Raw genomic sequence first — 25,361 nt, 5'->3', positions numbered from 1 at the left:
TAATTTTTTGCTCAAGCGCCAGCCTTGGTATAGTCCGCCACGTAACGCACCATAAGGTCAAACAGCCAAAGTAAAATTCACAAAAAAAATGTTAGCGTTCCCGTTTTTTTTAGGGAACAGGGAACAGGGAACAGGGAACAGGGAAAAGAGGGGAATTTTGGAATGGGTTCGCTTAGTCTGACCTACGTTCAATCGCGTAGCGTCTTTTTCAAATAATCGCGTTTTTTTTACGAGTAAATGGAAGAGGCAAGAGTAGTGAGGAGTTTTTGGTGTGACTATATTAGGGTTAATGATCTCGTGGAAAATGCTATCCTGAGCATATCTGTTGATCAAAACACTCTTTGAGATTCTTTGAAAACAATTTAATCGGTTATTTTATTTGAAAACAATTTAATTGCTTCTTATTTTTTATTAAAATTTAATCCGTTTTTAGAACTGTTTGTTAGACTTAGTATTGTATACCTTGGTTAGTAGACAGCAGCTTGATTCTATTGGCTTATGGCACTAGCAATACTTTCAGCAGCAGAGATCGCTACTCTGGCTTTCAAGAAGTTTCTGGAATCTGGAGCTGGGGAGTTAGCCAAACATTTCACCACAGCGGCAATCGCCAAGATGGAAGAACTCCGTAAAATGATCTGGGACAAGTTACGGGATAATTATAAAGCTGAAAATGCTCTGACGGCAGTTGAAAAAGGCTCTTCGAGTGATTTAGAACGAGTGGCTGATTACTTGAAAGTGATCATGAATGAACAACCAGAGTTTGCTAAAGAAATTCAGGCAATCGCTCAAGAAATTCATACTGGTAAGATACACGACAACAGCAGCAAGACTATGAATGTTAATGACAACGGTAAAGGTTTACAAAACAATATTGACAATATTGAGGGTGGTACTAATTATTTTGGTCAAGAGATACATATTCATCAAGGGTCTGATTAGCTGGAGTCGTCCGACCGGGAACGGACAAAGTTAAATCCCCCCAGTAACATTATTAATCGTGGCACTCCCTACTTTGTTGGTAGGGAAGATCAACTTGAGCAGCTCCGTCGGGAATTTCAAGAGACGGATCGATTAGTGATTTGTGCCATTGCTGGAATGGGTGGTGTGGGCAAAACTGAGTTAGCTCTACAATATGCACTTAGATATCAGGATAAGTATCCTGGTGGGTTGTGCTGGTTTCCAGTGCGCGGTGTAGATCTCGGGACTCAGATTGTCAGTTTTGCCCGTACTAAATTAGGATTAACCATTCCCGATAAACTAAAGTTAAACGAACAACAGGTAGAACACTGCTGGAGAAATTGGCCAGAAGGAACAGTATTGATTGTGCTCGATGATGTTCCTTCTTTCGGGAAGGACTATAAAGATAAAATTGAACCCTATTTGCCTCCAGCCCAATCCCGCTTCAAAGTACTGGTTACCAGTCGTCAGCGTCCAGGAGCTTCGTACCAACGAATTGACTTGGATGTACTTTCGCCAAAAGCAGCACCTGGTGCAGCATTGGAATTATTGCGATCGCTTGTTGGAAAAGAGCGCATTGATAACGAACTAAACGAAGCAGAAGCCCTATGTGAATGGTTGGGTTATTTACCTTTGGGCTTGGAGTTAGTAGGACGATATTTAGATCTACATCCGAGTTTAACCATTGCTAAAGTTCAGAAACGTTTAGAGAAAAAGAAATTAGCAGCAAAGGCATTACTTTCTCAAGAAGAACAAGGGCAAGTGACAGCCCAGTTGGGAGTCGCAGCAGCCTTTGACTTATCCTGGGAAGATTTGAAAGATTTTCCAGAAGCCCAGCAGTTGGGATGTCGTCTGAGTCTGTTTGCTCAAGCTCCTTTTGAGTGGTCACTGGTAGAGTCTTGTGTTATCGAAACGGACGATGAGGAGGAATGGGAAGAAGAACAAGAAGAATTAGAAGAATTACGCGATCGCTTTCTGGTCAATCGTAATCTCTTGAAACTGACCGAAAAACAAACCTATCAAGTCCATCAACTAATTCGAGAATTTTTCCAGACCAAACTCGATCAATTACCAGAGGCCGATAGCTACAAGCAAAGCTTTTGTCAGGCAATGGTGGCTGTAGCCCAGGAAATTCCTGAGACACCAACTCAAGATCAGATTGCAGTAGTTAATCTCAGCATCCCTCATTTAGCCGAAGCTGCCACAGTCCTAACTAACTGGCTCAGGGATGAAGATTTACCATCCCTCTTAACTGTCTTAGGAAAATTCTATGACGATCAAGGTATCTATGACCAGGCTGAACCTTGGTATGAGAAATGTTTAGAGATAACTAGAAGCCGCCTGGGTGAGGAACATACCGATGTAGCCCGAAGTTTCAATAACCTGGGTTTACTCTACTGGTTAATGGGGCGCTATGACCAGGCCAAACCCCTCTCTCAAAAGGCATTGGAGATCAGAAAGGAGCTGCTGGGTCAGAACCATCCCGATGTGGCCACCAGTCTTAACAATCTGGGTTTACTCTACAATTCAATGGGGCACTATGATGAGGCCGAACCCCTCTTACAACAGGCTTTGGAGATCAGAAAGCAGCTGGTGGGTCAGAACCATCCCGATGTGGCTACCAGTCTCAACAATCTGGGTTTACTCTACCAGTCAATGGGGCGCTATGATGAGGCCGAACCCCTCTTTCAACAGGCTTTGGAGATCAGAAAGCAGCGGCTGGGTCAATACCATCCCCGTGTGGCCACCAGTCTCAACAACCTGGGTGCACTCTACAAGTCAATGGGGCGCTATGACCAGACCGAATCCCTTTATCAACAGGCTTTGGAGATCAGAAAGCAGCGGCTGGGTCAACACCATCCCCATGTGGCCACCAGTCTCAACAACCTGGGTGCACTCTACTGGTCAATGGGGCGCTATCACCAGGCCGAACCCCTTTATCAACAGGCTTTGGAGCTGTTGAAGCAGCGGCTGGGTCAAGACCATCCCGATGTGGCCATCAGTCTCAACAACCTGGCAAATCTCTACTGGTCAATGGGACGCTACTATCAGGCAGAACCCCTCTATCAACAAGCTTTGGAGATGACAAAGCAGCTGCTGGGTCACAACCATCCCGATGTGGCCAGCAGTCTCCACAACCTGGCTCGACTCTACTATACTCAGGGACTTTACCATCAGGCAGAACCGCTCTATGTCCAGGCTTTGGAGATTGCAGAAAAGAAGTTAGGGTCAGATCATCCTCACACTGTAAAGTTTCGTAATAGTCTCCAAATTTTGCACGATATCCTTAATAATACCTAAGTTTTGAGGTATATTCGGAATAAATTGGGTGAGTTTGCGCGATTTTTTGATCACTGATCACCAGCGATTCAGTAATAACTGCTGATCAGTGATCAAAACGAATTGTAATTGACAGGATGCGATTGGCCGTAGGCCACGCTACGCGATCGCATTCTCAACCCAACAACGAAACAATAGCGCTATAATGGAAAATTACCCTATCTTATTCCCACACCCCACACCCCACACCCTACACCCCACACCTCCCACACTCTATTTCACGTAACTCAACAATATTATTCCGTCAATACTCAACATTTTTCAGTAAAGTGTAAGTATATGGACCCCAAAAGCAATTAGTGAAATTACTAAAACCATGAGTTTATCCCTAAAGCAGCTGACCGTTTATCTGACATTGCTGGGCTTGGGCGGAGGTGCAGGGGTTTTGGGTAGTCGCTATCTCATGGCAGAGCAAGAGGTAATCAGACGCCCACAAATCGTTCCAGCAGTATTACAACCATTCACGCCACAACGATCAAGTGTTACACCCCAGAGAAACCTCAATTTCATAGCTAAAGCGGTAGAAAAAGTAGGTCCGGCAGTGGTGAGAATCGATGCAGCCCGTCAGGTATCACGGGATATCCCACAACCGTTCCACAATCCCTTCTTTAGGCGCTTTTTTGGGGATGACCTGCCTATGCCAAAACAGCGCATCGAGCAAGGCACGGGCTCAGGATTTATCCTCAGCTCCGATGGACGCTTGATTACCAATGCCCACGTTGTAGAAGGCACAGAGGAAGTTAAAGTCACTCTAAAAGACGGTCGCAGCTTTGAGGGTCAAGTCGTGGGCAGTGACCCAGTTACCGATGTAGCCGTAGTCAAAATTGAAGCAACGGACTTGCCCACAGTCAACTTGGGTAAAGCAGAGAATTTGACCCCAGGAGAATGGGCGATCGCTATTGGTAATCCCCTCGGTTTAGATAATACTGTAACGGTCGGTATCATAAGTGCCTTAGGGCGCTCCAGTTCCCAAGTCGGGGTTCCTGAAAAACGGGTCAGCTTTATCCAAACGGATGCCGCCATTAACCCTGGTAATTCCGGTGGTCCGTTGTTGAATGCCACTGGTGAAGTCGTTGGGATTAACACCGCTATTCGAGCCAATGCCCAAGGCTTAGGGTTTGCTATCCCCGTGGAAACTGCGGAACGGATAGCTAATCAACTATTTTCTAAAGGTAAAGTTGAGCATCCTTACCTAGGCATTCAGATGGTGACCTTGACCCCAGAGTTGAGAGAAAAAATTAATCAAGACCAAGACTTTGACCTGAAAGTCAACCAAGATGATGGGGTTTTAATCGTCCGGGTGGTGCCAGGCTCCCCCGCCCAGAGAGCTGGTTTCAAAACAGGAGATATCATTAAAACCGTTGGTTCGAAACCAGTTAAAAATGCCACTGAGGTTCAGCAGGGTGTGGAAGCCTCAGAGGTGGGTGCCCAGTTAGAGGTGGAAGTGCTTCGTAACGGTAAGACCAAATTAATCAGCGTGCGACCAGGGGCGTTTCCCATGGATAATTAGCATTCCTCTGCTTGTAAAAAATCAATAAACTGTCGTGCTGTTCTACCAGAGAAACCATTGGCTCGGATCGCCCACTGTAAGGCACGAGGTCTGATTTCACTAGGCTCAAGGGGGATTTGGGCTAGGGTAGCTAGATGTTGGACAATATTCAAGTAGGTTTTCTGGTCAGCTTTCTCAAAGGTTAGGGTTAAGCCAAAGCGATCGCTAAACGAAAGTTTCTCGTGAACCGTATCCCAACCATGGATCTCTTCATTGCTAGGACGGGGACGGTCATCAAAGAATTCTCGAATCAAGTGTCGTCGATTAGAGGTGGCGTAAACCACAACATTGTCAGGTCGTGCTGTTAAATTCCCTTCCAAGATTACCTTTAAAGCTTTGTAGGAATCATTATCCTCTTCAAAGGATAAATCATCGATAAAGATAATAAATTTTTGAGGCTGGTCTCGCAATTGCTCCGTAATCACCGGTAAATCGATCATCTCTGATTTCGGGACTTCAATAATTCGCAATCCCTGCTCACCGTATTCATTTAACAACGCCTTGACCAAAGAAGACTTACCTGAACCGCGACTACCGTAAAGTAATATATTCAGGGCTCGGTAGCCTTTCAGCAGAAACTCTGTATTCTTGAGCAATTGCGTCCGCGCCAATTCATAGCCCACCAGCTCACTGAGTCTAATCGGATCGGGATTGGCAATACCAAACAACTGACCCGATTGCCAACGAAATCCTTGATAGTCAGCAAAAAGTCCAGTCCCAAACTCTTGATAGTATGCCGCGATCGCTTCCAAGCCATCAGCCCAATTGTCTAAATTGTTTAGTTTAGCTTGTAGATCAGCGTGCCATTGAGTACGTTTATCAATCTGGTCAGACCCAGACCTTGATTGACTTGACTCACAATTCCAAGGCACCAGTTCAACCGGTAAAACAGATGCTCTTTTGACCCACTTACAAAGTTGTTTACTGCTGCACTTATAGATATTTTGTAAAGCTTGTAAGTCATGACGAGCCGCGTCTACTAATGCTGGCGGTAATGTTTCTAATTCAGAACCTTGCACTTGCCTGGTAAAAGAATTATCAGCCCTAAGGATTTGCCTAAACAGATAATCGTGCCAACTTTGGTTTTGGCTAGCTAACCCTTGAAACCAGTCACCATAAGCCTTTAAACAACTGATGTTATCCACATCCCTGTTAAGTATAGCTTCTAATAGTTTCAAAAAAGCTAAACCTACCTCTTCACTCAAGACTGACTGATAAACTAGCAACGATGCAGCTTGGTAGCGGAGGTTTTGAATTGAATCAATGGTTTGTTTATCCACAATAGCGTTTTCAGTTGATTAGGGAATCGGGAATCGGGAATCGGGAATTGGGAATCGGGAGTAGGTAATCGGGAATATAGTATTTTGGTTTAGAGGGAACAGGGAACAGGGAATTTAGGAGAGGCAAGAGGCAAGAGGTAAAATTTTGTTTTAGTTTGATGTTTTGATGTTTAAAAAATGTCACCGATAAACTAATTAAAAAATTTACTTTTTTTGCTAAAAGTATTGATATCCTCTATTATTCATCCACTCTAATAACTGACGACTATTGCCTCTTGCCCTTTGCCTTTTGCCTAGACTTTAGCTACTAATTTAGAGTATAGCAATCCGTGTCGTAATTGTGATAATTTTTTTCCTATTCCCTATTCCCTATTCCCTATTCCCGATTCCCGATTCCCTATTCCCGATTCCCTACTCCCGATTCCCTACTCCCTAAAATCCAATAAGCAAAAGGTTGATGAGTAATCAAATTCTCATCAACCTTAATTAGACTTTAGAAAAAGATAGACTAAGCTTTAGGATTATCTGCCTTAGCTATTAGCCATGTACGTATTCAGCTACCAGCTATCAGCTATCAGCTATCAGCTTATGCGCTACGCGCACGCTACGCGAACAGCTTTTAGCTATCAGCTTTTAGCTCATGGGCTACGCCCACGCTACGGGAACAGCTAAAGACTAACGGCTGACCGCTGACCGCTGACCGCTGAATGCTTAGCCAAATCCCTACTTGGTTTCAGAAAATTCAGCGTCAATGACATCATCACCACTACCAGAGCTACCAGAAGGAGCAGCATCAGGACCTGGTGCGCCAGCATCGGTGGCCTCAGCAGCCCCCTCAGCTTGCTGATAGAGGTTAGCACTAACACTGTAGAGAGCTTGTTGTAACTCAGTGGTCAGAGTCTTGATTTTCTCATCATCCTCTTGCCCAATTGCCTCTCGCAGGTCTTTGATCAACCCTTCGATCTTCTCCTTATCAGCTGCTGGCAATTTATCATCGAGTTCTTTAATCTGTTTCTCGGCCTGGTAGGTAAGAGAATCAGCTTGGTTCTTACGGTCAATCTTCTCACGACGATCTTGGTCAGCCTCTGCATTAGCTTCAGCATCCTTCACCATCCGGTCTATTTCCTGATCAGATAGGGTGGATGCACCAGTAATGTTGATGGACTGTTCCTTACCAGTGCCCTTGTCCTTAGCGGTAACATTCAGGATACCGTTGGCATCAATGTCAAAAGTTACCTCAATCTGAGGTACGCCACGGGGTGCAGGGGGAATACCATCCAATCTGAAGGTTCCCAAGCTCTTGTTGTCAGAGGACATTTCCCGCTCACCCTGAAGAACATGGATTTCTACGTTGGTCTGACCATCCACAGCAGTAGAGAAGGTTTCTGACTTCTTGGTGGGGACAGTGGTGTTGCGGGGAATCAGTTTCGTCATCACGCCACCGAGAGTTTCCACACCCAAGGACAAGGGAGTGACATCCAACAATAGGATATCCTTGACTTCACCAGCTAATACACCACCTTGGATAGCAGCACCTACCGCTACCACTTCATCGGGGTTAACAGTTTGGTTAGGATCCTTGCCAAGTACCTTCTTGACCACCTGTTGCACTGCAGGGATCCGAGTAGAACCACCAACCAAAACCACCTCATCAATGGCACTCTTGTCGAGTTTGGCATCCTTGATGGCATTCTCTACCGGAATGCGACAACGGTCGATTAAGTCAGAGCAAATATCTTCAAACTGACCCCTAGTCAAGGTCATATCCAGGTGCTTAGGTCCTTCTTGGGTAGCCGTGATGAAAGGCAAGTTAATGTCAGCTTGCATAACGCTAGACAACTCAATCTTGGCTTTCTCGGCGGCTTCAGTCAGACGTTGTAGAGCTTGCTTGTCCTTGCGTAGGTCAATCCCTTCTGAGCTTTGGAACTCTTTGGCTAGGTGATCAACAATTTTCTTATCGAAGTCATCACCACCGAGGTGAGTGTCACCGGAGGTAGCTAACACTTCAAACACCCCGTCACCTACTTCTAGAATAGAGACGTCAAAGGTACCACCACCCAAGTCAAACACTAGGATAGTTTCGTTGCTCTTCTTGTCTAAACCATAAGCCAGAGACGCTGCAGTCGGTTCGTTGATAATCCGCAGCACTTCAACACCAGCAATCTTACCCGCTGCCTTAGTAGCTTGACGCTGGGAGTCATTGAAGTAAGCTGGCACAGTAATTACCGCTTGGGTAACGGTTTCCCCAAGATACTTGCTAGCATCATCAACCAGCTTGCGTAGCACCTGAGCTGATATCTCTTCTGGCGCAAATTGCTTTCCTTGAGCTGGGCTATCTAGCTTGACATTATCACCAACCTTGAGAGTTTTGTAAGATACTTCGGTAGCCTCGTTGGTGACTTCACTGTATCTACGTCCAATGAAGCGTTTGACTGAATAGAAAGTGTTTTCGGGGTTCATCACCGCCTGACGCTTAGCGATTTGACCCACTAAGCGATCGCCATTTTTGGCATAAGCTACGACTGAAGGGGTTGTCCGAAAACCTTCTGCATTAGCAATAACCGTGGGTTTACCACCTTCCATTACTGCTACACAGGAGTTTGTTGTACCTAAGTCAATTCCAACAACTTTTGCCATAAGAGTGTTCCGGGTGCCTATAACTACAAATACTGGTAGGGTAGGAGAGGATTAGAGAATGATCCGTGCCTTTTGGTTCAAGGAATAACCGTTGCCAGTTTTTATACCATCGGTTGGATTACCATTATTTATACTGAACTTTATTTGCCAGTCTAATGAAGGGTGGTTTCCCGAACCTAAGATGGGACGGTTCTCAATTGAATAACCGATTATCTACTGATTTTTTCGGTCAGGGGGCAGCAGGAAAGAAAACAGTTAGGGGTAATCAGCGCCATTCTCGATTAGGTGTGAGAGTCGGAATATAGGGAAGATCACCGAAGTTGGGGAAGAATCCACCCAGAGTTCTGATTTCCGTGACGTTTGAATTAGGACTGCTATGGTCAAAACCCATGTATGTTTTTTTCCTGACCCCTTTTTGTTGCCTTGCCTGTGTCTAATTTACGAAAATTAACAGCTGTTGGGATTGGTGTGAACCGTAACAAATCAGTTGTGTTTGCCGTCTTGAGAGTAGTTGAGGAAACTGAAACGGGAGTCGGGAATAGGGAAAAGAAACTTGACTTTACCTGATAAGTATGATCAGCAGTATGATCAGCTAAGTATAATCAGCGCTATTATATATTTAAAGAATCATAAAGAATCATAAAGAATCATAAAGAATCAATTGCTGATTACTAAGGGTGATCACGACGGAAACAACACCATTACCAATGCCAGTTCTATCTCCACAATTACAGCAACGCTTAGCATCACCCCTTAAAATTGGCTCAGTTGAGGTCAACAGCAGGGTTTTACAGTCACCCCTGTCTGGAGTAACCGACTTGGTGTTTCGTCGCCTAGTGCGTCGCTACGCCACTGAGTCCATGATGTATACCGAAATGGTTCATGCTAGCCAGTTAAAGTATCTCCGAGAATTGCCCAAGGTTATGGAGGTAGACCCATTAGAAAAACCGATCAGTATCCAATTATTTGACTGTCGCCCGGAATTTCTGGCTCAAGCGGCACAAAGGGCAGTGGCAGAAGGGGCAGATACTGTGGATATTAATATGGGTTGCCCTGTTAATAAAATTACTAAAAATGGTGGCGGGTCTGCTTTACTGCGAGATCCAGAAACGGCAGAAGCAATTGTACGATCAGTAGTCAAGGCAGTTGAGGTACCTGTAACGGTCAAAACCCGTATTGGCTGGACTGATCAGGAGATCAATGCCGTAGAATTTGCCCAACGTATGGAAGATGCAGGGGCTCAGATGTTGACCCTCCATGGCCGTACTCGTGACCAAGGGTATAATGGCTCCGCTCGCTGGGAATGGATTAAGCGGGTAAAAGATGTGCTGTCTATCCCAGTGATTGCTAATGGGGATATTTTGTCCGTCGATGCAGCAGTGCGCTGCTTGGAAGAAACCGGTGCTGATGGGGTAATGTGTTCTCGGGGAACCCTGGGCTATCCCTTTCTAGTCGGAGAAATAGACTATTTCCTGAAAACCGGACAACTGTTACCCCCAACCACACCAGTACAACTGCTTGAATGTGCTAAGGAGCATTTACAAGGTCTATGGCACTATAAGGGGGAGCGGGGTATTTATCAATCCCGGAAACACATGAGTTGGTACGCTAAAGGGTTTCCTGGAGCAGGGGAATTGCGTAAGAAACTCAGTACAATAGAGACGGTTGACCAAGGAGTTGAGTTGATTGAAAATGCGATCGCTAAACTCCATCACTAAGCGTTCAGCAGTCAGCCGTCAGCCGTCAGCAGTCAGCCGTCAGCTGATAGCTGATAGCTGATAGCTGATAGCTGATAGCTGATAGCTGATAGCTGATAGCTGATAGCTGAATCCTTACCTTCATCGAGATCAACCGCAATTGTTAATGAAATAGTCTTTTTTTCCAGTATTTGAGGGTATAATCACCCAGGCAGATTCTTTCGGGTATTGACCCTGCTTGGTAATATCTTATGACGTCTTGTTATCAGCAATCTTGCTAGATAGTATAATTGTATGATAGTATAGTTAGAATTTTTTGTTCAAATTTAGGAGGATTAATTTAGTATGACCCAAGTGGTTGTCGGTGAAAATGAAGGCATTGAGTCAGCCCTGCGTAGATTTAAGCGACAAGTATCTAAAGCTGGAATTTTTGCTGATATGAAGCGTCTACGTCATTTTGAGACTCCCATTGAAAAGAAAAAGCGCAAAGCGATCGCTCGCAGACGCAAGCGTCGTTACCGCTAAACCTTCAATCCACTGTCAACACTCCCCGGTCATGAGACGCGGGGTTTTTTGGTTGACTTACTCCCTATCACCTGAACGGTTTAAGCAACCACAGTAAGGGAATCGGGAATCGGGAATCGGGAATCGGGAATCGGGAATCGATAACATAGATTTGGTATGGGATACGTTCACCTAAAGCAATTCCAACAACTGGGATTCAGTTAATTGGGTAATTCCTAATGCTTTAGCCTTTTCTAACTTCGAACCAGCATCTTCCCCAACCACCAAATAATCAGTTTTGGCACTAACGGAACTAGTAACCTTACCACCAGCGTTTTGAATCAATTCTTTCCCTTGACTACGCTTCAGGGTAGGCAAAGTGCCAGTAATCACAAAGGTTTTTCCAGTTAAGGGTTGGTTTTTATCTAGCGTTATAGTTTTAGATAAGGCTTCTAACTGTAAACCTGCTTCTCGCAATCGAGCAATCAAGGTTTGGTTGCTGGAAATCTGAAACCAACCCCAGACAGACTGAGCAATTTCTGGTCCAATGCCGTAGATTCCCTCAATATCGGTGACAGTTGCTTGAGCCAACTTCTCAATGGTAGGAAAAGTCTGGGCAAGGGTTTGAGCATTGACACTACCGACATGACGAATCCCTAACCCATACAGGACTCGTGACCAAGGTTGACTTTTGGATTTTGCGATCGCATTTAGCAACTTCTGGGCTAACTTATGGCCCATACGCTCCAATGACACCAACTGCTCTAGGGTTAAATCATAAAGGTCAGCAACAGATGTCACCAAGCCTTGGTCTACCAATTGTTCTACAATCTTTTCCCCCAAACCATTAATATCAAGAGCATTACGACTTGCCCAGTGGGTGAGAGTGCCCTTAACAATGGCAGGACAAGATGAATTAATACAGCGAGTCACTGCTTCACCCTTAGGACGCACCAAGGGTTGATTACAAACAGGGCAATGGGTAGGCATCTCGAAGGGTTTAGCATGATCAGGACGTAACTCTGGTAAGACACGTACCACCTCCGGGATAATCTCCCCCGCTTTCCGTACAATCACCGTATCCCCAACTCGCAAATCTAATTGGGCAACATAATCACCATTGTGTAGGGCAGCCCGTTGTACTGTTGTGCCTGCCAATTGCACTGGTTGTAGAATAGCCAAGGGTGTCACTGCTCCGGTGCGTCCCACATTAACGGTAATTGCTTCCACACGACTGGGAGCTTCTTCAGCCGGATATTTCAGAGCAATCGCCCAACGAGGAAACTTCTGGGTAAACCCCAATTGTTGTTGTATCCGGAAAGCATTAATTTTCACCACTACCCCATCGGTCAGGTAGGGTAAATCTTTCCGTTTGGCATCCCAATGATTGTAATAATCCTGAACATCCTGTAAGGAAGTACAACGTTGGGCATAGGGATTCACTGGAAAACCAAGCTTTTTCAGCAACTCTAGAGCATCCCATTGGGAATTGGGCATTGGGATGGTGTACTCTTCACTACTATCCTGATTCCGAATATGTAAGGTATAAGCAAAGAAAGCCAATTTTCGTTTAGCAACAATTCGGGGCTCTAATTGGCGCAAGGTACCAGCAGCGGCATTACGAGGATTAGCAAATAATGGCTCACCTGCTTGTGCTCGTTCCTGATTAATTCTCTCAAATACATCCAGAGGTAAGAATGCCTCACCACGGACTTCTACTAAAGCTGGGGGTTGGTCTAGATGTTGGTCTCGATTAACTTCCTCTAGATTGAGTCGCAAAGGAATGGAGCGAATAGTACGGACATTCTGAGTAATATCCTCCCCTGTGGACCCATCACCTCTGGTCACTCCTCGCACTAAAATTCCATTTTCATAGGTCAGTGCTAATGCTGAACCATCAATTTTGAGTTCACAAACGTCTTCAGTATTGACTTCTGAGTCTTGGGAAATATCACGAGAAATATGACGCTGCCATCGTTCTTGCCATTGCTTAAATTCCTCAAGGTTAAAGGCATTATCCAGACTATAGAGTGGGATCTTGTGGGGCACGGAAACAAAACCAGTAGCTGGTTTTTCTCCTACCCGCTGGGTTGGACTATCAGAGGTTATTAACTCAGGATACTCTGTTTCCAGCTCTTGCAGTTCCCGGTAGAGTTGATCGTAGATGGCATCTGCCATGATGGGATTGTCCAGAACATAGTAGGCATAACTAGCTTTTTGCAACAGTCGCCGCAGTTCCTGAACTCGCTGGTTGACGTCTAAGGTTACTGGTGCCACAGGGGTGATTATCCTTGATGGAGATTAACTCTAGTTTATCGGTCACATTAACCAGATTAACTATAGCCCTGCTTGAGGTGGAATAGAAAACTTTGGCAAAGTCTACTCACAAGTTCAGTATTTCCACTAATTCCGTTTGCGGTCACCAATGTCATCTTGGTATTAACTAAGGTACTTTTCCAAGAGACAACAACAATGGGTCTGTTTGACAAAATTTCAATTAGTCGTCAACACAGCCAAACAACACTCGGACCAGCTGAAGCCTTTGCTGCGATCGCATTAATTGCTGGTGCTGCTGACGGATACGCGACTAATTCTGAAGTACAAGCCATTATTACGGCCTTATCTCGAATGCAGCTGTTCAGGAGCTACTCAGCTGATGTAATGGCAAGAATGTTTGAACGACTTTTGATGCTCCTGCAGCGGCAAGGTTCTGATCCTCTTCTTAGTGCAGCCCTCAAATCACTCCCCCATGAACTACAAGGAACAGCCTTTGCGATCGCCACTGATATTATCTTAGCAGATGGAGAAATTACCGATGATGAAGAAGAGTTTTTAAACGAGCTTTATCATGCTTTAGAGATATCAGAAGATACTGCTGTTAAAATTATAGACGTAATGTTAATTAAAAATCAAGGGTAATAGGATTATTAATTAATATTAACTAACTTAATTAATAATTTTGACAAAACTAGCTAAATCTATTCAGTAGAGGGTTCACTTTCAGCAGTGAGCCCTCTACTGTTAATTGTGATATTATCTAACTTGTGATCACCTGGAACTTGATAGAATTACTAACAGATTCAGGTTCTAGTATCACAAGGGTATTTCGCAGGACGCAAATAACTGATTGTATTCGCTCCCCTCAGGACACTGGCAAATGCTTGAATTGCCACACCCATTGATGTCTAGGGTGCAAATACTATTTGGTTGCGGTGGGGATGTACACTTGCTATCAACAGGTTTTCCAGGGCCGTCTGCCATAGAAATCTCATCGATCATGCACGCGCCGACAGATGCATTAACGGATATTATTGTCAATTTTTGTTAGGGAATAGTAAAAAGATATTAGAGGTCAGTTTTTAAAAAAAATATAAATTACATCTATAACAAGTGAGACTAGTTTTTTATATTCTTATTACTAAAATAATTGTCGATTTTATAACTTGATTTACCGATACTATATTAGGATTATACGCGATTGAATCGAAGACTAATTTTATTTTGATTAGAATAGCAATTAGCAAGTAAGTGTTATAAGTCAGTTTTAATTAAAACTATCATAATCATGATAATTCCTAATGGTAATCCATACTTCGTAATATTTTGGCTATATTATTTAATTACTTACTAATTATAATTTTTATTAAAATAAATATTTTTACCGAATTTTACAGAAGCGAATTATACCAAATGCGGCTGGTAAATATACCATTACCGATAAATAAGCTATGGATGATACCAGCCATGAATAATTAATTATCAGCCAGGGAAATAAAGATGTGATAAAAGCAGAGTGGGTATTCAGCAAAGATTTTGCAAAATTTTTGTTCAAGATGTTTATTGATGGAAAATCTTGGGCAACAATAAGGACATGGCTCAATTTGAACCAATAAAACGCTATCTATACCTTGTTTACTGGTGAGTGTTGACTACCCCCGGCTTCTTCATTTCAGGGTTAGATATAGAGAATTAGAAAGGGATAAATTCTGTCAAAACCGAATATTTGCGGATAATTCGGCTCCGCTGCTCTGCTACTCTGCCCCCCTAAGTCTAAATCGAAAATGAAACAGCTCTGCCGATCTTCGGGGGTAATGGGGGGAGCAACTGTTGACACTCAACGGTTAAGACTCAACAGTGAAACAAATTATACAGGTTACATCTTCATTGTCTTGATCCAAAACGCGAGTGGGGGTTTCCCCCAAGACCGTAATGGTGCGTTTTCCGTAGGGGAATTAAATTCGCCACGGGTCGCACCTGAGGCATCGCTGGTTAACACTCAGCAGTCAAGCAAACTATACAGGTTACATCGTCATTAACGTCTTACTAACACGAAAAACCAATGATTCGTTACCGACAAAAGAAAATTAACATTTTGTTTGGCAGTCTCTTAATGGTTGGGGCATGGTGGTTACCTGTCCAAGCTAAACAGACCACTAATAATTTAGCCTTAGAGAAAGCCGTTACTACTGACGATCCAACTATTCCGATTGAGGAGCTAGAGCTAATGCTCAAGCCTTTGACTAAGGATGAGCTGGATGGTGAAGCTGAGGCGTGGATGTTCTTGCTTAAAACTAAAGTTAAAGAACTTAGCGATGCTGAAATTGCTGTCAAGCGCAAAAATCGAGAGCTTGAGCAAACTAAAGAAGCTGTTGATGCCCTAGAAGATGCCAAAGAGGCTCTTGAGGAAGCGACAGATACTAAGCAAAAAACAGAGACTGACGGCTCGGCTAAGGATCGCCTTAAAGCTTTAGAAGCTGCACAAGAAGCACAAGAAGCTCTCGAAAAAGCTCAGGAGTCAGTAGAAGAAGCAGTCAAAGAAGAGGAAAAGACCAAGCAAGATCAAACTTTGCAAGGGGCGATTGATAAAGCAGTTGAAGGTACTGAACAGGAGAAAGATAAAGCCAAAACCTCAAACCAGGATGTTGCTAAGGTTCAAGATAAGATCGGGACAATTAGCAACAAAATCGTTACTGATGAACAAGAGCAGAAAAAGACTGGACAGGGAATTGACAAAGCCAAGCATGACCTAGAAGAAGCGGTCGAGGCCAAAACCGAAGTTAAAAAGCAAGTGCTAGTCAACATGACTACACTGCGAGAGGAACGCACTGCTTTAAGCGATCGCTTTGAGGTGGTACTCGAAGAGCTGGAAACTAAAGGCGGTGATGTTGAGTTGTACAACAAATACATCGATGCTATCAGTGGGATTAAGGTTGACGTCACTGACACTGAAGGAACCTGGATTACCATCGTAGGCTGGCTCCAGTCTAAAGAAGGAGGTCTGCGCTGGGCCAATAACATTGGCAAATTTTTAGGAATCGTCGTTGGCTTTAGCATCCTCTCCCTGATTATAGGGAAAGTCCTCGAGAAATCTTTGTGGATGTTCCCGAATATGTCAGCTATGCTGCGTCAGTTCGTAGTTAGGATAACCCGCCAAGGATTATTTTTGGTGGGTATTCTTTTAGGTATCACTGCCCTAGAGGTCAGTATTGGTCCACTGATGGCCATGATTGGAGCTGCTGGTTTTGTGGTAGCCTTTGCGTTCCAAAATACCCTTGGTAACTTTGCTAATGGGTTAATGATCTTGCTCTATAAACCCTTCGACGTGGGGGATATGATTGAAGTCGCTGGGGTAAAAGGTACGGTGAAGGATGTCAACTTAGTTTGCACCACCATCAATACTTTGGAAAATAAAATCATTATCGTACCGAACAACTCAATCTGGGGTAATGTTATTGCCAACGAAACCAGTAGCTCCGTCCGCGCTATGTTCATCACCGTAAGGATCAGCTACAGCAATAGTATTACTCAAGCGATCCAAGTTCTTAAGGATATTGCCAACACTCATCCTTTAGTATTGAAAGACCCTGGCCCTTGGATCGACACTGGAGAATTGGCTGAATATGCTGTTAACATTTGGTTTATGGCCTATACTAAGAAGGAAGATTATTGGACAGCCTATTGTGACATCAGCCGAATTATAAAAGAAAGATTTGAACAAGAGGGGATCGTGATCCCACTGCCTCAGCAGGAAATATACATCAGTGAAGCTATGGCTAAGCAAGACCTTCCCCGAGCAGGAAGTCATGGCCAAATAGCAAATCCAAAGCCCCATAGCTCTTTCCCCAATGGTAAGACAGCTTGAATCTGTAGACTTATCTGTAGAATGCCTACTTTCCTATAGCAGCGGTCCAAAATCTATCTAATTAACACAACCAAATCCGGGTGCAATACTCCGGTTGAATTACCTTAATTAATTGATTTAATTCATTGCCAAGAGCCTTGAAGAGACCTAGCATCCTAGGTCTCTAAATTTTTGTAGCCGTAATTGCCTCGTCAGAGCAAGGAGGAAATTCCACCAGAGGTAGTATAACCGTCAACCCTCAAGAATCAACCGTCAACAATCCTGATGGTAAGAGCAAATAAATCTCAAGCTCGGGATCATTATATAGTAGTTGGAAATTCCTTAGAGTAGACCCAGCCAAGTCAACAAACCTTGACCAGTGAGCAACTCCAGTAACACGATACAAACTAAGGCAAGCATAGCAAACCTGCCGTTGATTTGCTCAGCATAGGGAGTCCAACCAAAAGCTGGTAATGGTTGGTTAAAAGACTCCTCAGATGATTCACTCTTATTGGGTGTTTCAGAACTCATGACTGATCAGATCCTTCAGACTCCAAATTTTTTACCGATTCAATTAGCGATCGCACTTGTGATGTTCCTGCTGATGGAGAAAAGCTCAAGGGAAACTTACCTCGAACTAGCATTCGTAATCCCAGTGGTCCTAGGCTCACCAAACCTTGGATATCTCGAAATGAGTTACCAACCACCTGCAAGCCAAACTTACGCTCATCAATCCAACCTCCCTCTTTGACTAAATCAATTAGGACTTTGCGGTGGCGGATTGGACGGCTATCATAGGTCTCAATACCTTCAAGAATATGCTGTTTAATCTTACCAATTTGATCCATAGGAGCCACATCCATCGGGCAAACCGCATTACACATCATACAGCGGGTACAACCCCAGACTCCTTTTATTGCTTCGTTATATTTCTCCAAACGATTTTCTGTGGTATTATCACGGGAATCTACCACCAGACGCTGTGCTTTAGCCAAGGCATGAGGACCAACAAAATCTTGATTAACTTCTTTGGCATTACACTCAGAATAACAAGCACCACACATGATACAATTACCAGCCTGAGCCAAAAGCGATCGCTCTTTAGGACTCTGTAAAAATTCCCGTTCGGGAATCTTCCTAGCAGCAGTGCTGACGTAGGGATCAACAGCTTCTAAGTTATCCCAGAAGCTGCTCATCTCAACGACTAAATCCTTGATTATTGGCATATTCCCCAGAGGTGCTATAGTAATCTCCGGAATTTTAGACTCATCTGGGAGCTGTTGCTTCCCCAATTCATTGCCCACATTTTCCTTACATGCCAAAGCCGAGCGACCATTAATTCGTATGCCACAGCTACCACAAATCGTGTTGCGACAATTTTTGCGAAAAGCTAAAGTACCATCAAGTTCCCACTTAATACGATTCAAGCATTCCAGAATCGTGTTTCCTTTCTCGACATCTAGCCTATAAGTCTGGAGTAGTGGAGCAGTGTTTTGAGTCTGTCGAATGATTTTAAAATCAACTTGCATAAAACTAAGCTCTTGAGTATTCCAACATATACAAGGATAATCGGTAAGGTTAAAGGATGATATGACCAACACGAGTAGGGTTGAGGTAACTAGTTACTCTTGATAATTAGGCCATACTTGTTTCACTACTCCCTAGGGAAGCAAGACCCTTCGCTAGTTGACTTCTGGTGTAAGAGTGCAATCCTATTGGTATGTTTCCTGGATTATTTTCATAGTTATCATATTACTGCCCCTATAGGGTTAGGCAGGGATTGTCTGATCTGTTAGTATTGAAATACGTAAAGATTTAAACAAATGATCCAAAATATCTTGTCAACTGAGATAGATTTAACGATATATTTTTAATAGAGCCAAAGTTTGGCTATTAATGATCTTGACCACTCTGAAGTTTAAAGGATATCTCGTGAGATTATGCCAGAGATTTCAACTACTCCCCTAACTGGTAAAGCATTACTTCAAAAAGTAAAAGAGCTATCACACTTGCCTCGCCGAGAGACAGCCAAGCGTTGCGGCTATTACACTATAACTAAAACAGACCAGACCCGCGTCAATTTAACAGATTTTTATGATGCGGTTTTAGGAGCCAAGGGTGTTCCCCTGGATCCAGAAGGCACAAAAGATGGTCGGGGGCGTGAACCGACTTATCGTGTGAGTGTCCATAAGAATGGTCAAATTGTTATTGGTTCAACCTACACTCAGTCCATGGGATTAGAGCCTGGTGATGAGTTTGAAATTAAACTAGGCTACAAGCATATCCATCTTAAGCAGGTGGATGGCGATTCTGAAGCTGAATAGGTATCTACTCACAAAGCAAAGAAAGCAGCAACTTGGTGTGTGTTCACGCTTCGCTCTATTGGTGCGCATTCACGCTTCGCTTAAAAAAAAGCGTGGGGTCGCACTGCTTTGAAGTAATCCTTCTTACAGAAAATCCTGCGAGTTTGAAACCCCCGTCTCTAAGGGAGCGGGGATGAAAAACGACAGTGTGGGGCGAGCGACGCCTCCCCATGAAGATTCTTTGGGGACGTGAGCTTTGAACAATTTATTGGCGACGTGATGGGTAAAGCCCCCGTGATTGATCCGGGGGATATAAGCTTGCTTGACGAATAAATTCGTCAACGGATATTTTTTTATTCTGTTGTTGGTAATCCCTAAACTAGCGCTGTCCTATATAATAGGAAGTCAGACAACCAACTTGCCTGAATATAAGTAGACAACGTAAAAACCTGTTAAAAGAATGATACGTGCACCTCGGTTTCGTCTAACGATCTGGGAGTCTATGAAACGAATAAGGTAGATATTGTATTAAAGTTGATTGTCTGCCATTCTAAAAAAGGTACCGTGGGGTTTGAAGTTACCGTAAGTAGAGTGGAGCCTTTACAGGGGACTGGCTATGAGAAAAAGGGTCAAAACTTATTAACTAAGGCTCCACTCTACTAAGGTTTCGTTTCCGGCACACCAGAACCTAGAGCTTAAATCCAAACCCTGGGGCAGATTTGGCCCCTAATTTGCTTTGTGAAAACCATTATAGGTGCGCTCTTACCATTAAGAATTAAATTCGCGTGATTGTCGCACCGGTAGAAACAAAAATCTTCTTTCTACTACCTGAGGAGTCGGTAAACCAGGCTATTATTAACCAGCCCGATTTACTATCTCGTTAGGTAACTTGCTATGGGAAAAAAGCAGCCGCTTATGGTAGTGTAGTTGAGACCTTATAGTAATTTGATAGTAATTTGATAGCAATTTGCAAATCTCGCCAATGGCTATTCTTGATCAGGCAACTAATGGGTCGTTTGTGTCATTAATCACTTCAACTACTATTTTGAAGCTAGGAACTTTTTTCCTAGCTTGGGTAGTTTTCTGGCTGCCCTTAGCTCTCCCTATAGCTATACTTTTAAAGTGGCGTCCAAATCAGCCTTTAGCACCAGGCCAAAAGTTACCACTACTCGCAGCACTTTACCTAATTGCTCCCCTAATTTTATGGGGAGCTTCTCAACTAGAGGGGGTGCCTTTCTCCGATTACGGATTGGAGTGGAAATTAAGCGTTTTAGGGTCTTTAGGATTGGGACTAGGAGTAGGTATTTTCAGCTTAATCATAGTATTTACTGGGCAATTATTACTAGGCTGGGTGCGCTGGAATTCTGAAAATTGGCAGCGTTTGGTACCGATATTACTCCCAGTGATGTTATTAGGTCTGTGGATTGGGGTTACAGAAGAGTTAGTCTTTCGTGGCTTCTTAGTGAATCAACTAAAGCAGGAGTATTCTATCGGGGTAGGAGCAGCCATCTCTAGTGGGATTTTTGCCCTGTTACACCTAGTTTGGGAACAAAAAGATACTATCCCTCAGTTACCAGGATTATGGCTAATGGGAATGGTATTAGTCCTAGCCCGTTGGGTGGATGGAGGCAGTCTGGGTTTAGCATGGGGACTACATGCTGGTTGGATTTGGGGTTTAACTTGCTTGGACTCAGCTGAATTAATTGCTTACACAGGCAGTGGACCAATTTGGATAACGGGTTTGGGAGGAAAACCGTTAGCTGGGATAGTTGGTCTTCTTTGTTTATTGGGAGTTGGGGCTTTATTATTACTGATGTTGTCGAATTAGCTAGTCTTAAAAGCTAATTACCAAAAAAAAATACCGCCAGCTCAAGTTAAACCAGCGATTATGCTTAGGTGCGCTCTTGCCATTAATAATTAAATTCTTAATGGTAAGAGCGCACCTGTGGATTTACTTCGTTTTTAATTTAGCGTCTTTCTATTGGTGAACCTTCCAGTGGGCGAGGTAACCTCGCCGGGGTGTTAACCAAAGAAATTGGTCTACTTTACATCGAAGAACCAACTCCCACATAGGCACCATAGAAGAAAAGACCAACCACTACGAGGACACCAGTACCAGCGATAGTGGCAACTATCCATAAAGGAATTCTTCCCCCTCCAGACACAGCTTATACCTCCAATTTTAAATCAAGTTTTTTTTAGATGCAGTTAACGATAGAAGGCTTAATAACTAGTCTTAATAACTAGTGATTTTGTTGAAAAGCCTCCCTAGTGGTAAGGGTTTTGTCCAACTCCGTTTCAGGAGCAAATTAGTAAATTCCCGATTAACCGGAAATTACCAGGGAATTAACTAAGAGTCTTTTCCCGTCTACATCCTAGCCTTCTCTAAGATGGAGATTTAGACGAATCTGTTAAATCAGTTAATTGAAGAAATAACTAGAAAACAGAATACCAAGCACAAAAATCAGTAATAGACCTAAGTAAAGAGACGTCCGATTGAGTTCAACCGGCTGTCTATTGGGATTGGAATTCCGATCCATAATTGCTTCTCCTATCGTTGAATAAATTGCATGGCTGCGATCGCGCCTAAGAAAAATACTGAAGGAACGGCTAGGGTATGAACCGCTAACCATCTAACCGTGAAAATCGGATAAGAAACTGGTTGATTGGGATTACTGCTAGTCATGATTGTCTGCCTTTATCTAAAAAACCTTATGGAGCAAATTCTTCAACTTGCTGTTTAGCATTGTAGCGGTCGGAAACGATTGGTAGTTCCATCCGCTCTTGAGTAAAGTATTCATTAGGACGGGGTGTGCCAAACGCATCGTAAGCCAGACCAGTGCTCACAAAAAGCCAACCAGCGATAAATAGGGCTGGGATAGTAACACTGTGAATCACCCAGTAACGAACGCTGGTAATAATGTCACCAAACGGACGTTCTCCAGTTGTACCTGCCATCGTAGATTCCTCCTACCAACAACCGTTTAAAATTCCATAACTATAATAGTTCTAAGTGCCGTTTTTTTCTACATCTTCGATGTAGAAATATAAAACGAAACTGACTGGCATCGATCATAGGGATTTCCAAGCCCTAAGCTTCCTGGCTAGGCAGCTCATACTTGAGTAAAACTCCTTTCTGACCAATGACAAACCCCTGTTCTGGTGTTACAAAGACTATTTTGTAAAAATTCGAGGGAACATCCCTAAGATCCCGGTCTTTTTGCCAAGTTTTTCCACCATCAAAGCTACAAAGCAAATTACCACTGCCACCTGCTACCCAAATTTCATTGGGTGTACGATAAGCTAAGTCAAGTAATCCCAAGCTGTTGGAAAAATCTGGATAAATTGGTTCTTCCCACTCTTCTTGGTTTTCGGCAGTGCTAAATTGTACCTGACCACCCCGGGCCAAAATCCACAGACGACCATCGGGGGTAAACCCCATATTCTGGAGACGCTTGGAACTGTAACGATTATGCTGTAACCAAGCATTCTGACCTGGATCCCAAGTGGAGTAAAAGTTCCCTCTAGCAGAGACAGCTACGTAACTACCATCTTCAGAGCGGGAAATATTACGGGTGACTCCGACCGCTTGTGCTACCTGTGCCTTCCAGGTTTTACCTGCATCCTTAGTCTGATAAATTGCGCCAACATCAGTGGTCATCTCTGCGCTCGTGGGTCCGAGAGCCAGGATTCTGTTGGGTGAACCTGGTAACTTTTCACTTAATAGAATGCGAGACCAAGATTCACCCCCATCAGTAGTATGAAGCATGATCGAGGGTTGACCAACAATCCACCCCTCATCACCAGCAAAGCTTACAGAGGAGAAGCGATAATTTTCATCTCCGAGATCCAAGCCTTTCTGTTCCCATGTATTTCCACCATCCTTAGTCTCAAAAATTGTGGCATAGCTACCCACAATCCATCCATGACTAAGATCCCCGGTAAAGCCAAGGTCTTGCATGGTCGCTTCTGTAGGTAAGGAAATAACCGCCCAAGGATTATAGCTTATGGATGAAGGAAATTTGCAGCTGACACAAATTAATGCCACCGCCAGTAATATTAAAATTTGTTTCAGCGTTTTCATCAAATATCTCATTATTTCCAGAACTTCTTGAGTATGGCAGCGTTCTCCGTAGGTTTTCATACCCCACCAAGGGCGATGGCTTCTAGATCTAAGCTTTGGTGATGCCAGCAGTTGCTCACGTTCACGCATACAAGCCAACTGCCCTGATTTCAGTTCAAACCGTAAAGGCTCAGAAAAAACAAAAATCCTAATCCTAAAGCGGCAAAAATTAAAAGGTTTTTTTGTGCTGGTGTCATGCGGTTAACACCGAAGCCATAGGTAAGATTCTCCTGAAATCCAGACGGAGCATTAACAGCACCAATATTAATAAACTGAATTTTCGGAGCGCCGCACACTGGACAGCGCCAGTCATCTGGCAAATCCTCATATAATGTCCCAGCTGGAACCTTGCGATTACTATCTCCCTTGGTCGGATCGTAAACATAGCCACAAGCACGGCATTCATAGCTGCTGGGTGCCTGTTCAGCTAGGGTTTGCTCTGGGGCTCGTTCAGTCATTCCTCTGTAAGCTTAAGCAGCAAATCTTAATAACTATGTTAAAAAATATTATCACACACTAAGTGTCAGATTTTCTTAACTTTCGATTTAAGCTCAGGAGTTTCTCCGAGATGCCTGACCCGATTTTTGATCAACCCTTGAAAGAGTCGGGTCTTCTAGGGAGAGGGAGTACAATCAACTACGAGCAACCTTCAATTCTATGGTAGTCATTGGCTTTTGAGAAGCAAGCACTGACCCCTGACGACCGTTCAAAGGGGCAGAGCACCTATAATAAAGTTTGTAAAGAAGTACTAACGCCAGTTTTTACCTGGCACTGACCAATTGTGTTTGTTCTTAGCGGTTACGAGTATCTCTTAGGCTTCATACTAGCTTGCAGCTTAGTGCCCCTACTAGCCCTGTCGGCTTCCAAGCTTTTGCGACCTAGCCATCGGGAGCCAGAGCGGCGCACCACCTATGAATCTGGTATGGAACCAGTGGGGGGTGCTTGGATTCAGTTCAACATTCGTTACTATATGTTCGCCCTGGTGTTCGTGATTTTCGATGTTGAAACTGTATTCCTGTATCCCTGGGCTGTCGCCTTCAATCGGCTGGGATTACTGGCATTTGTGGAAGCCCTAATTTTTATTGCAATTCTTGTGATTGCTCTGGTTTACGCTTGGCGCAAAGGAGCCANTATTAATTAGAGCTATTGAGCGTTTTGATCCCAGTCAAGGATACGCTTTTAGTTCTTTCGCTGTGCCCTATATCCGGGGTGAGATGTTGCACTTTTTACGCGATCGCAGTACTTTACTTAAGATACCCCGTCGCTGGCAAGAACTTTACAATGAAGGACAAAAAGTTCGTAAGCAATTAGCTGAATCATTTGGTCGTCCGCCTAAGGATATGGAAATTGCTGAAGAACTGAATGTATCTCTGCAAGAATGGCAAGAGACTAAGTTAGCTGTACAAAACCGGATGCCATTAAGTTTAGATGCCACTGTGGTTCACTATGTTGACTGCCAAATTACCTTGGGTGAGGCTTTAACTTGTCCCCGGACTGCGGCTCAACAGCAACAAGAAGAAGAACGACAACAACTGCAAGGTGCCATTAGTTTGTTGGAAGAAAAGCCCCGCATGGCGGTGGAAATGGTATTTCTCAAGGAGCTATCCCGTAAGGATGCGGCCAAAACCATTGGTACTAGTCCCATGACTGTTACCAGGTATTTGCAAAAGGGAGTTCAAGATTTAATGTGTATGTTACAGCCCCAAGCTGTTGCCAGTGGTTCTTAGTCAGCATTAACTATGATGCTGATTAGACATCTGTAATCAATACAAATAATAAAGAGTTTATATTAAGATTTTAAATCTGCGATCGCTCCTTTGGTCATTGCAGCAATGGCTTTATCCGTAGCA

26 protein-coding genes and 1 pseudogene are annotated in these 25,361 nt (G+C 43.7%); 14 read left to right on the top strand and 13 right to left on the bottom strand.

Annotated elements, in window-relative coordinates; genetic code table 11:
- Positions 1-57 precede the first annotated feature (57 nt).
- On the bottom strand, positions 58-333 hold the full coding sequence (locus F6K52_RS04100; protein WP_293074411.1) for a hypothetical protein: 276 nt from the start codon (positions 331-333) through the stop codon (positions 58-60).
- Between the two features lie 165 nt (positions 334-498).
- On the opposite strand from F6K52_RS04100, the gene F6K52_RS04095 reads away from it, so the two are divergent.
- From F6K52_RS04095 to F6K52_RS04085, 3 genes are all read left to right on the top strand, one after another.
- Positions 499-939, top strand: coding sequence for a hypothetical protein (locus tag F6K52_RS04095; protein ID WP_293074408.1), 441 nt, complete (start codon positions 499-501; stop codon positions 937-939).
- Positions 940-3,258, top strand: a complete 2,319-nt coding sequence (locus tag F6K52_RS04090) for a tetratricopeptide repeat protein (protein ID WP_364415969.1) — start codon at positions 940-942, stop codon at positions 3,256-3,258. It begins immediately after the preceding gene.
- A 355-nt stretch (positions 3,259-3,613) separates the two neighbouring features.
- Positions 3,614-4,807, top strand: coding sequence for an HhoA/HhoB/HtrA family serine endopeptidase (locus F6K52_RS04085; protein ID WP_293074405.1), 1,194 nt, complete (start codon positions 3,614-3,616; stop codon positions 4,805-4,807).
- Here the strand turns inward: F6K52_RS04085 and F6K52_RS04080 are convergent.
- From F6K52_RS04080 to dnaK, 3 genes are all read right to left on the bottom strand, one after another.
- Positions 4,804-6,126, bottom strand: coding sequence for an ATP-binding protein (locus tag F6K52_RS04080; RefSeq protein WP_293074402.1), 1,323 nt, complete (start codon positions 6,124-6,126; stop codon positions 4,804-4,806). The genes F6K52_RS04085 and F6K52_RS04080 overlap by 4 nt on opposite strands.
- A gap of 10 nt (positions 6,127-6,136) precedes the next feature.
- Positions 6,137-6,310 carry a hypothetical protein gene (locus F6K52_RS04075; protein WP_293074399.1) on the bottom strand — a complete coding sequence of 58 codons (174 nt, stop codon included), beginning with the start codon at positions 6,308-6,310 and terminating at the stop codon, positions 6,137-6,139.
- A gap of 539 nt (positions 6,311-6,849) precedes the next feature.
- Positions 6,850-8,763 (bottom strand): molecular chaperone DnaK, encoded by a 1,914-nt coding sequence (gene dnaK, locus F6K52_RS04070; RefSeq protein ID WP_293074396.1) that lies wholly within the window; start codon positions 8,761-8,763, stop codon positions 6,850-6,852.
- Between the two features lie 429 nt (positions 8,764-9,192).
- On the opposite strand from dnaK, the gene F6K52_RS04065 reads away from it, so the two are divergent.
- The 3 genes from F6K52_RS04065 to rpsU all read left to right on the top strand — a co-directional run bounded on the left by F6K52_RS04065 (position 9,193) and on the right by rpsU (position 10,985).
- A complete protein-coding gene (locus F6K52_RS04065) occupies positions 9,193-9,330 on the top strand; it encodes a hypothetical protein (RefSeq protein WP_293074393.1) in 138 nt (45 codons plus the stop codon).
- A gap of 140 nt (positions 9,331-9,470) precedes the next feature.
- Positions 9,471-10,481, top strand: coding sequence for a tRNA dihydrouridine synthase DusB (dusB, locus tag F6K52_RS04060; RefSeq protein WP_293074390.1), 1,011 nt, complete (start codon positions 9,471-9,473; stop codon positions 10,479-10,481).
- A 324-nt stretch (positions 10,482-10,805) separates the two neighbouring features.
- Complete coding sequence (rpsU, locus tag F6K52_RS04055) at positions 10,806-10,985, top strand: 30S ribosomal protein S21 (RefSeq protein ID WP_008186741.1); 180 nt, start codon at positions 10,806-10,808, stop codon at positions 10,983-10,985.
- Positions 10,986-11,156: 171 nt separating this feature from the next.
- On the opposite strand, the gene ligA is transcribed toward rpsU, so the two are convergent.
- A complete protein-coding gene (ligA, locus tag F6K52_RS04050; protein ID WP_293074387.1) occupies positions 11,157-13,241 on the bottom strand; it encodes an NAD-dependent DNA ligase LigA in 2,085 nt (694 codons plus the stop codon).
- Between the two features lie 195 nt (positions 13,242-13,436).
- On the opposite strand from ligA, the gene F6K52_RS04045 reads away from it, so the two are divergent.
- From F6K52_RS04045 to F6K52_RS04035, 3 genes are all read left to right on the top strand, one after another.
- On the top strand, positions 13,437-13,883 hold the full coding sequence (locus F6K52_RS04045) for a tellurite resistance TerB family protein (protein ID WP_293074384.1): 447 nt from the start codon (positions 13,437-13,439) through the stop codon (positions 13,881-13,883).
- Positions 13,884-15,025: 1,142 nt separating this feature from the next.
- Complete coding sequence (locus tag F6K52_RS04040) at positions 15,026-15,280, top strand: hypothetical protein (protein WP_293074381.1); 255 nt, start codon at positions 15,026-15,028, stop codon at positions 15,278-15,280.
- Positions 15,281-15,303: 23 nt separating this feature from the next.
- The gene (locus F6K52_RS04035; RefSeq protein WP_293074378.1) at positions 15,304-17,106 is read left to right on the top strand and encodes a mechanosensitive ion channel domain-containing protein; all 1,803 of its coding nucleotides are present in this window, start codon (positions 15,304-15,306) and stop codon (positions 17,104-17,106) included.
- 321 nt (positions 17,107-17,427) lie between these two features.
- Here the strand turns inward: F6K52_RS04035 and F6K52_RS04030 are convergent, their stop codons facing one another.
- Entirely contained in the window at positions 17,428-17,616 is a 189-nt protein-coding gene (locus F6K52_RS04030; protein ID WP_293074374.1) for a chlorophyll a/b-binding protein, read from the bottom strand.
- Positions 17,613-18,614, bottom strand: a complete 1,002-nt coding sequence (locus tag F6K52_RS04025; RefSeq protein WP_293074371.1) for a succinate dehydrogenase/fumarate reductase iron-sulfur subunit — start codon at positions 18,612-18,614, stop codon at positions 17,613-17,615. Before F6K52_RS04025 ends, F6K52_RS04030 begins: the two co-directional genes overlap by 4 nt.
- A 411-nt stretch (positions 18,615-19,025) precedes the next feature.
- Here F6K52_RS04025 and F6K52_RS04020 point away from each other — a divergent pair, with 411 nt between their 5' ends.
- A complete protein-coding gene (locus F6K52_RS04020; RefSeq protein ID WP_075897544.1) occupies positions 19,026-19,409 on the top strand; it encodes an AbrB family transcriptional regulator in 384 nt (127 codons plus the stop codon).
- Positions 19,410-20,370: 961 nt separating this feature from the next.
- Positions 20,371-21,216: a CPBP family intramembrane glutamic endopeptidase gene (locus tag F6K52_RS04015; RefSeq protein ID WP_293074368.1), complete on the top strand. Its 846-nt coding sequence runs from the start codon at positions 20,371-20,373 to the stop codon at positions 21,214-21,216.
- Positions 21,217-21,433: 217 nt separating this feature from the next.
- Here F6K52_RS04015 and F6K52_RS04010 read toward each other — a convergent pair whose 3' ends face one another.
- The 6 genes from F6K52_RS04010 to F6K52_RS03985 all read right to left on the bottom strand — a co-directional run bounded on the left by F6K52_RS04010 (position 21,434) and on the right by F6K52_RS03985 (position 23,969).
- Entirely contained in the window at positions 21,434-21,553 is a 120-nt protein-coding gene (locus F6K52_RS04010) for a photosystem II reaction center protein J (protein WP_071986820.1), read from the bottom strand.
- A 255-nt stretch (positions 21,554-21,808) separates the two neighbouring features.
- Positions 21,809-21,928, bottom strand: coding sequence for a photosystem II reaction center protein L (locus F6K52_RS04005; RefSeq protein ID WP_293074365.1), 120 nt, complete (start codon positions 21,926-21,928; stop codon positions 21,809-21,811).
- A gap of 11 nt (positions 21,929-21,939) precedes the next feature.
- The gene (gene psbF, locus F6K52_RS04000; protein ID WP_075897540.1) at positions 21,940-22,074 is read right to left on the bottom strand and encodes a cytochrome b559 subunit beta; all 135 of its coding nucleotides are present in this window, start codon (positions 22,072-22,074) and stop codon (positions 21,940-21,942) included.
- A gap of 26 nt (positions 22,075-22,100) precedes the next feature.
- A complete protein-coding gene (psbE, locus tag F6K52_RS03995) occupies positions 22,101-22,346 on the bottom strand; it encodes a cytochrome b559 subunit alpha (protein WP_070391736.1) in 246 nt (81 codons plus the stop codon).
- Between the two features lie 133 nt (positions 22,347-22,479).
- Positions 22,480-23,484 carry a photosynthesis system II assembly factor Ycf48 gene (locus F6K52_RS03990; protein ID WP_293074456.1) on the bottom strand — a complete coding sequence of 335 codons (1,005 nt, stop codon included), beginning with the start codon at positions 23,482-23,484 and terminating at the stop codon, positions 22,480-22,482.
- Positions 23,485-23,621: 137 nt separating this feature from the next.
- Complete coding sequence (locus F6K52_RS03985; RefSeq protein WP_293074361.1) at positions 23,622-23,969, bottom strand: rubredoxin; 348 nt, start codon at positions 23,967-23,969, stop codon at positions 23,622-23,624.
- 323 nt (positions 23,970-24,292) lie between these two features.
- Here F6K52_RS03985 and ndhC point away from each other — a divergent pair, with 323 nt between their 5' ends.
- From ndhC to F6K52_RS03975, 3 genes and pseudogenes are all read left to right on the top strand, one after another.
- Positions 24,293-24,652, top strand: coding sequence for an NADH-quinone oxidoreductase subunit A (ndhC, locus tag F6K52_RS03980; RefSeq protein ID WP_293074356.1), 360 nt, complete (start codon positions 24,293-24,295; stop codon positions 24,650-24,652).
- Positions 24,609-24,701, top strand: a pseudogene (locus F6K52_RS36905) (hypothetical protein); the annotation flags it as partial. The gene ndhC and the pseudogene F6K52_RS36905, both read left to right, overlap by 44 nt.
- Before the next feature lie 3 nt (positions 24,702-24,704).
- Positions 24,705-25,238: a sigma factor-like helix-turn-helix DNA-binding protein gene (locus F6K52_RS03975; RefSeq protein WP_364415965.1), complete on the top strand. Its 534-nt coding sequence runs from the start codon at positions 24,705-24,707 to the stop codon at positions 25,236-25,238.
- Positions 25,239-25,361 lie beyond the last annotated feature (123 nt).

Source organism: Moorena sp. SIO3H5 (genome assembly GCF_010692395.1).
GTDB lineage: Bacteria > Cyanobacteriota > Cyanobacteriia > Cyanobacteriales > Coleofasciculaceae > Moorena.
The sequence above is the reverse complement of the archived record's forward strand: the minus strand, read 5'-3'. Positions and strand labels throughout refer to the sequence as shown.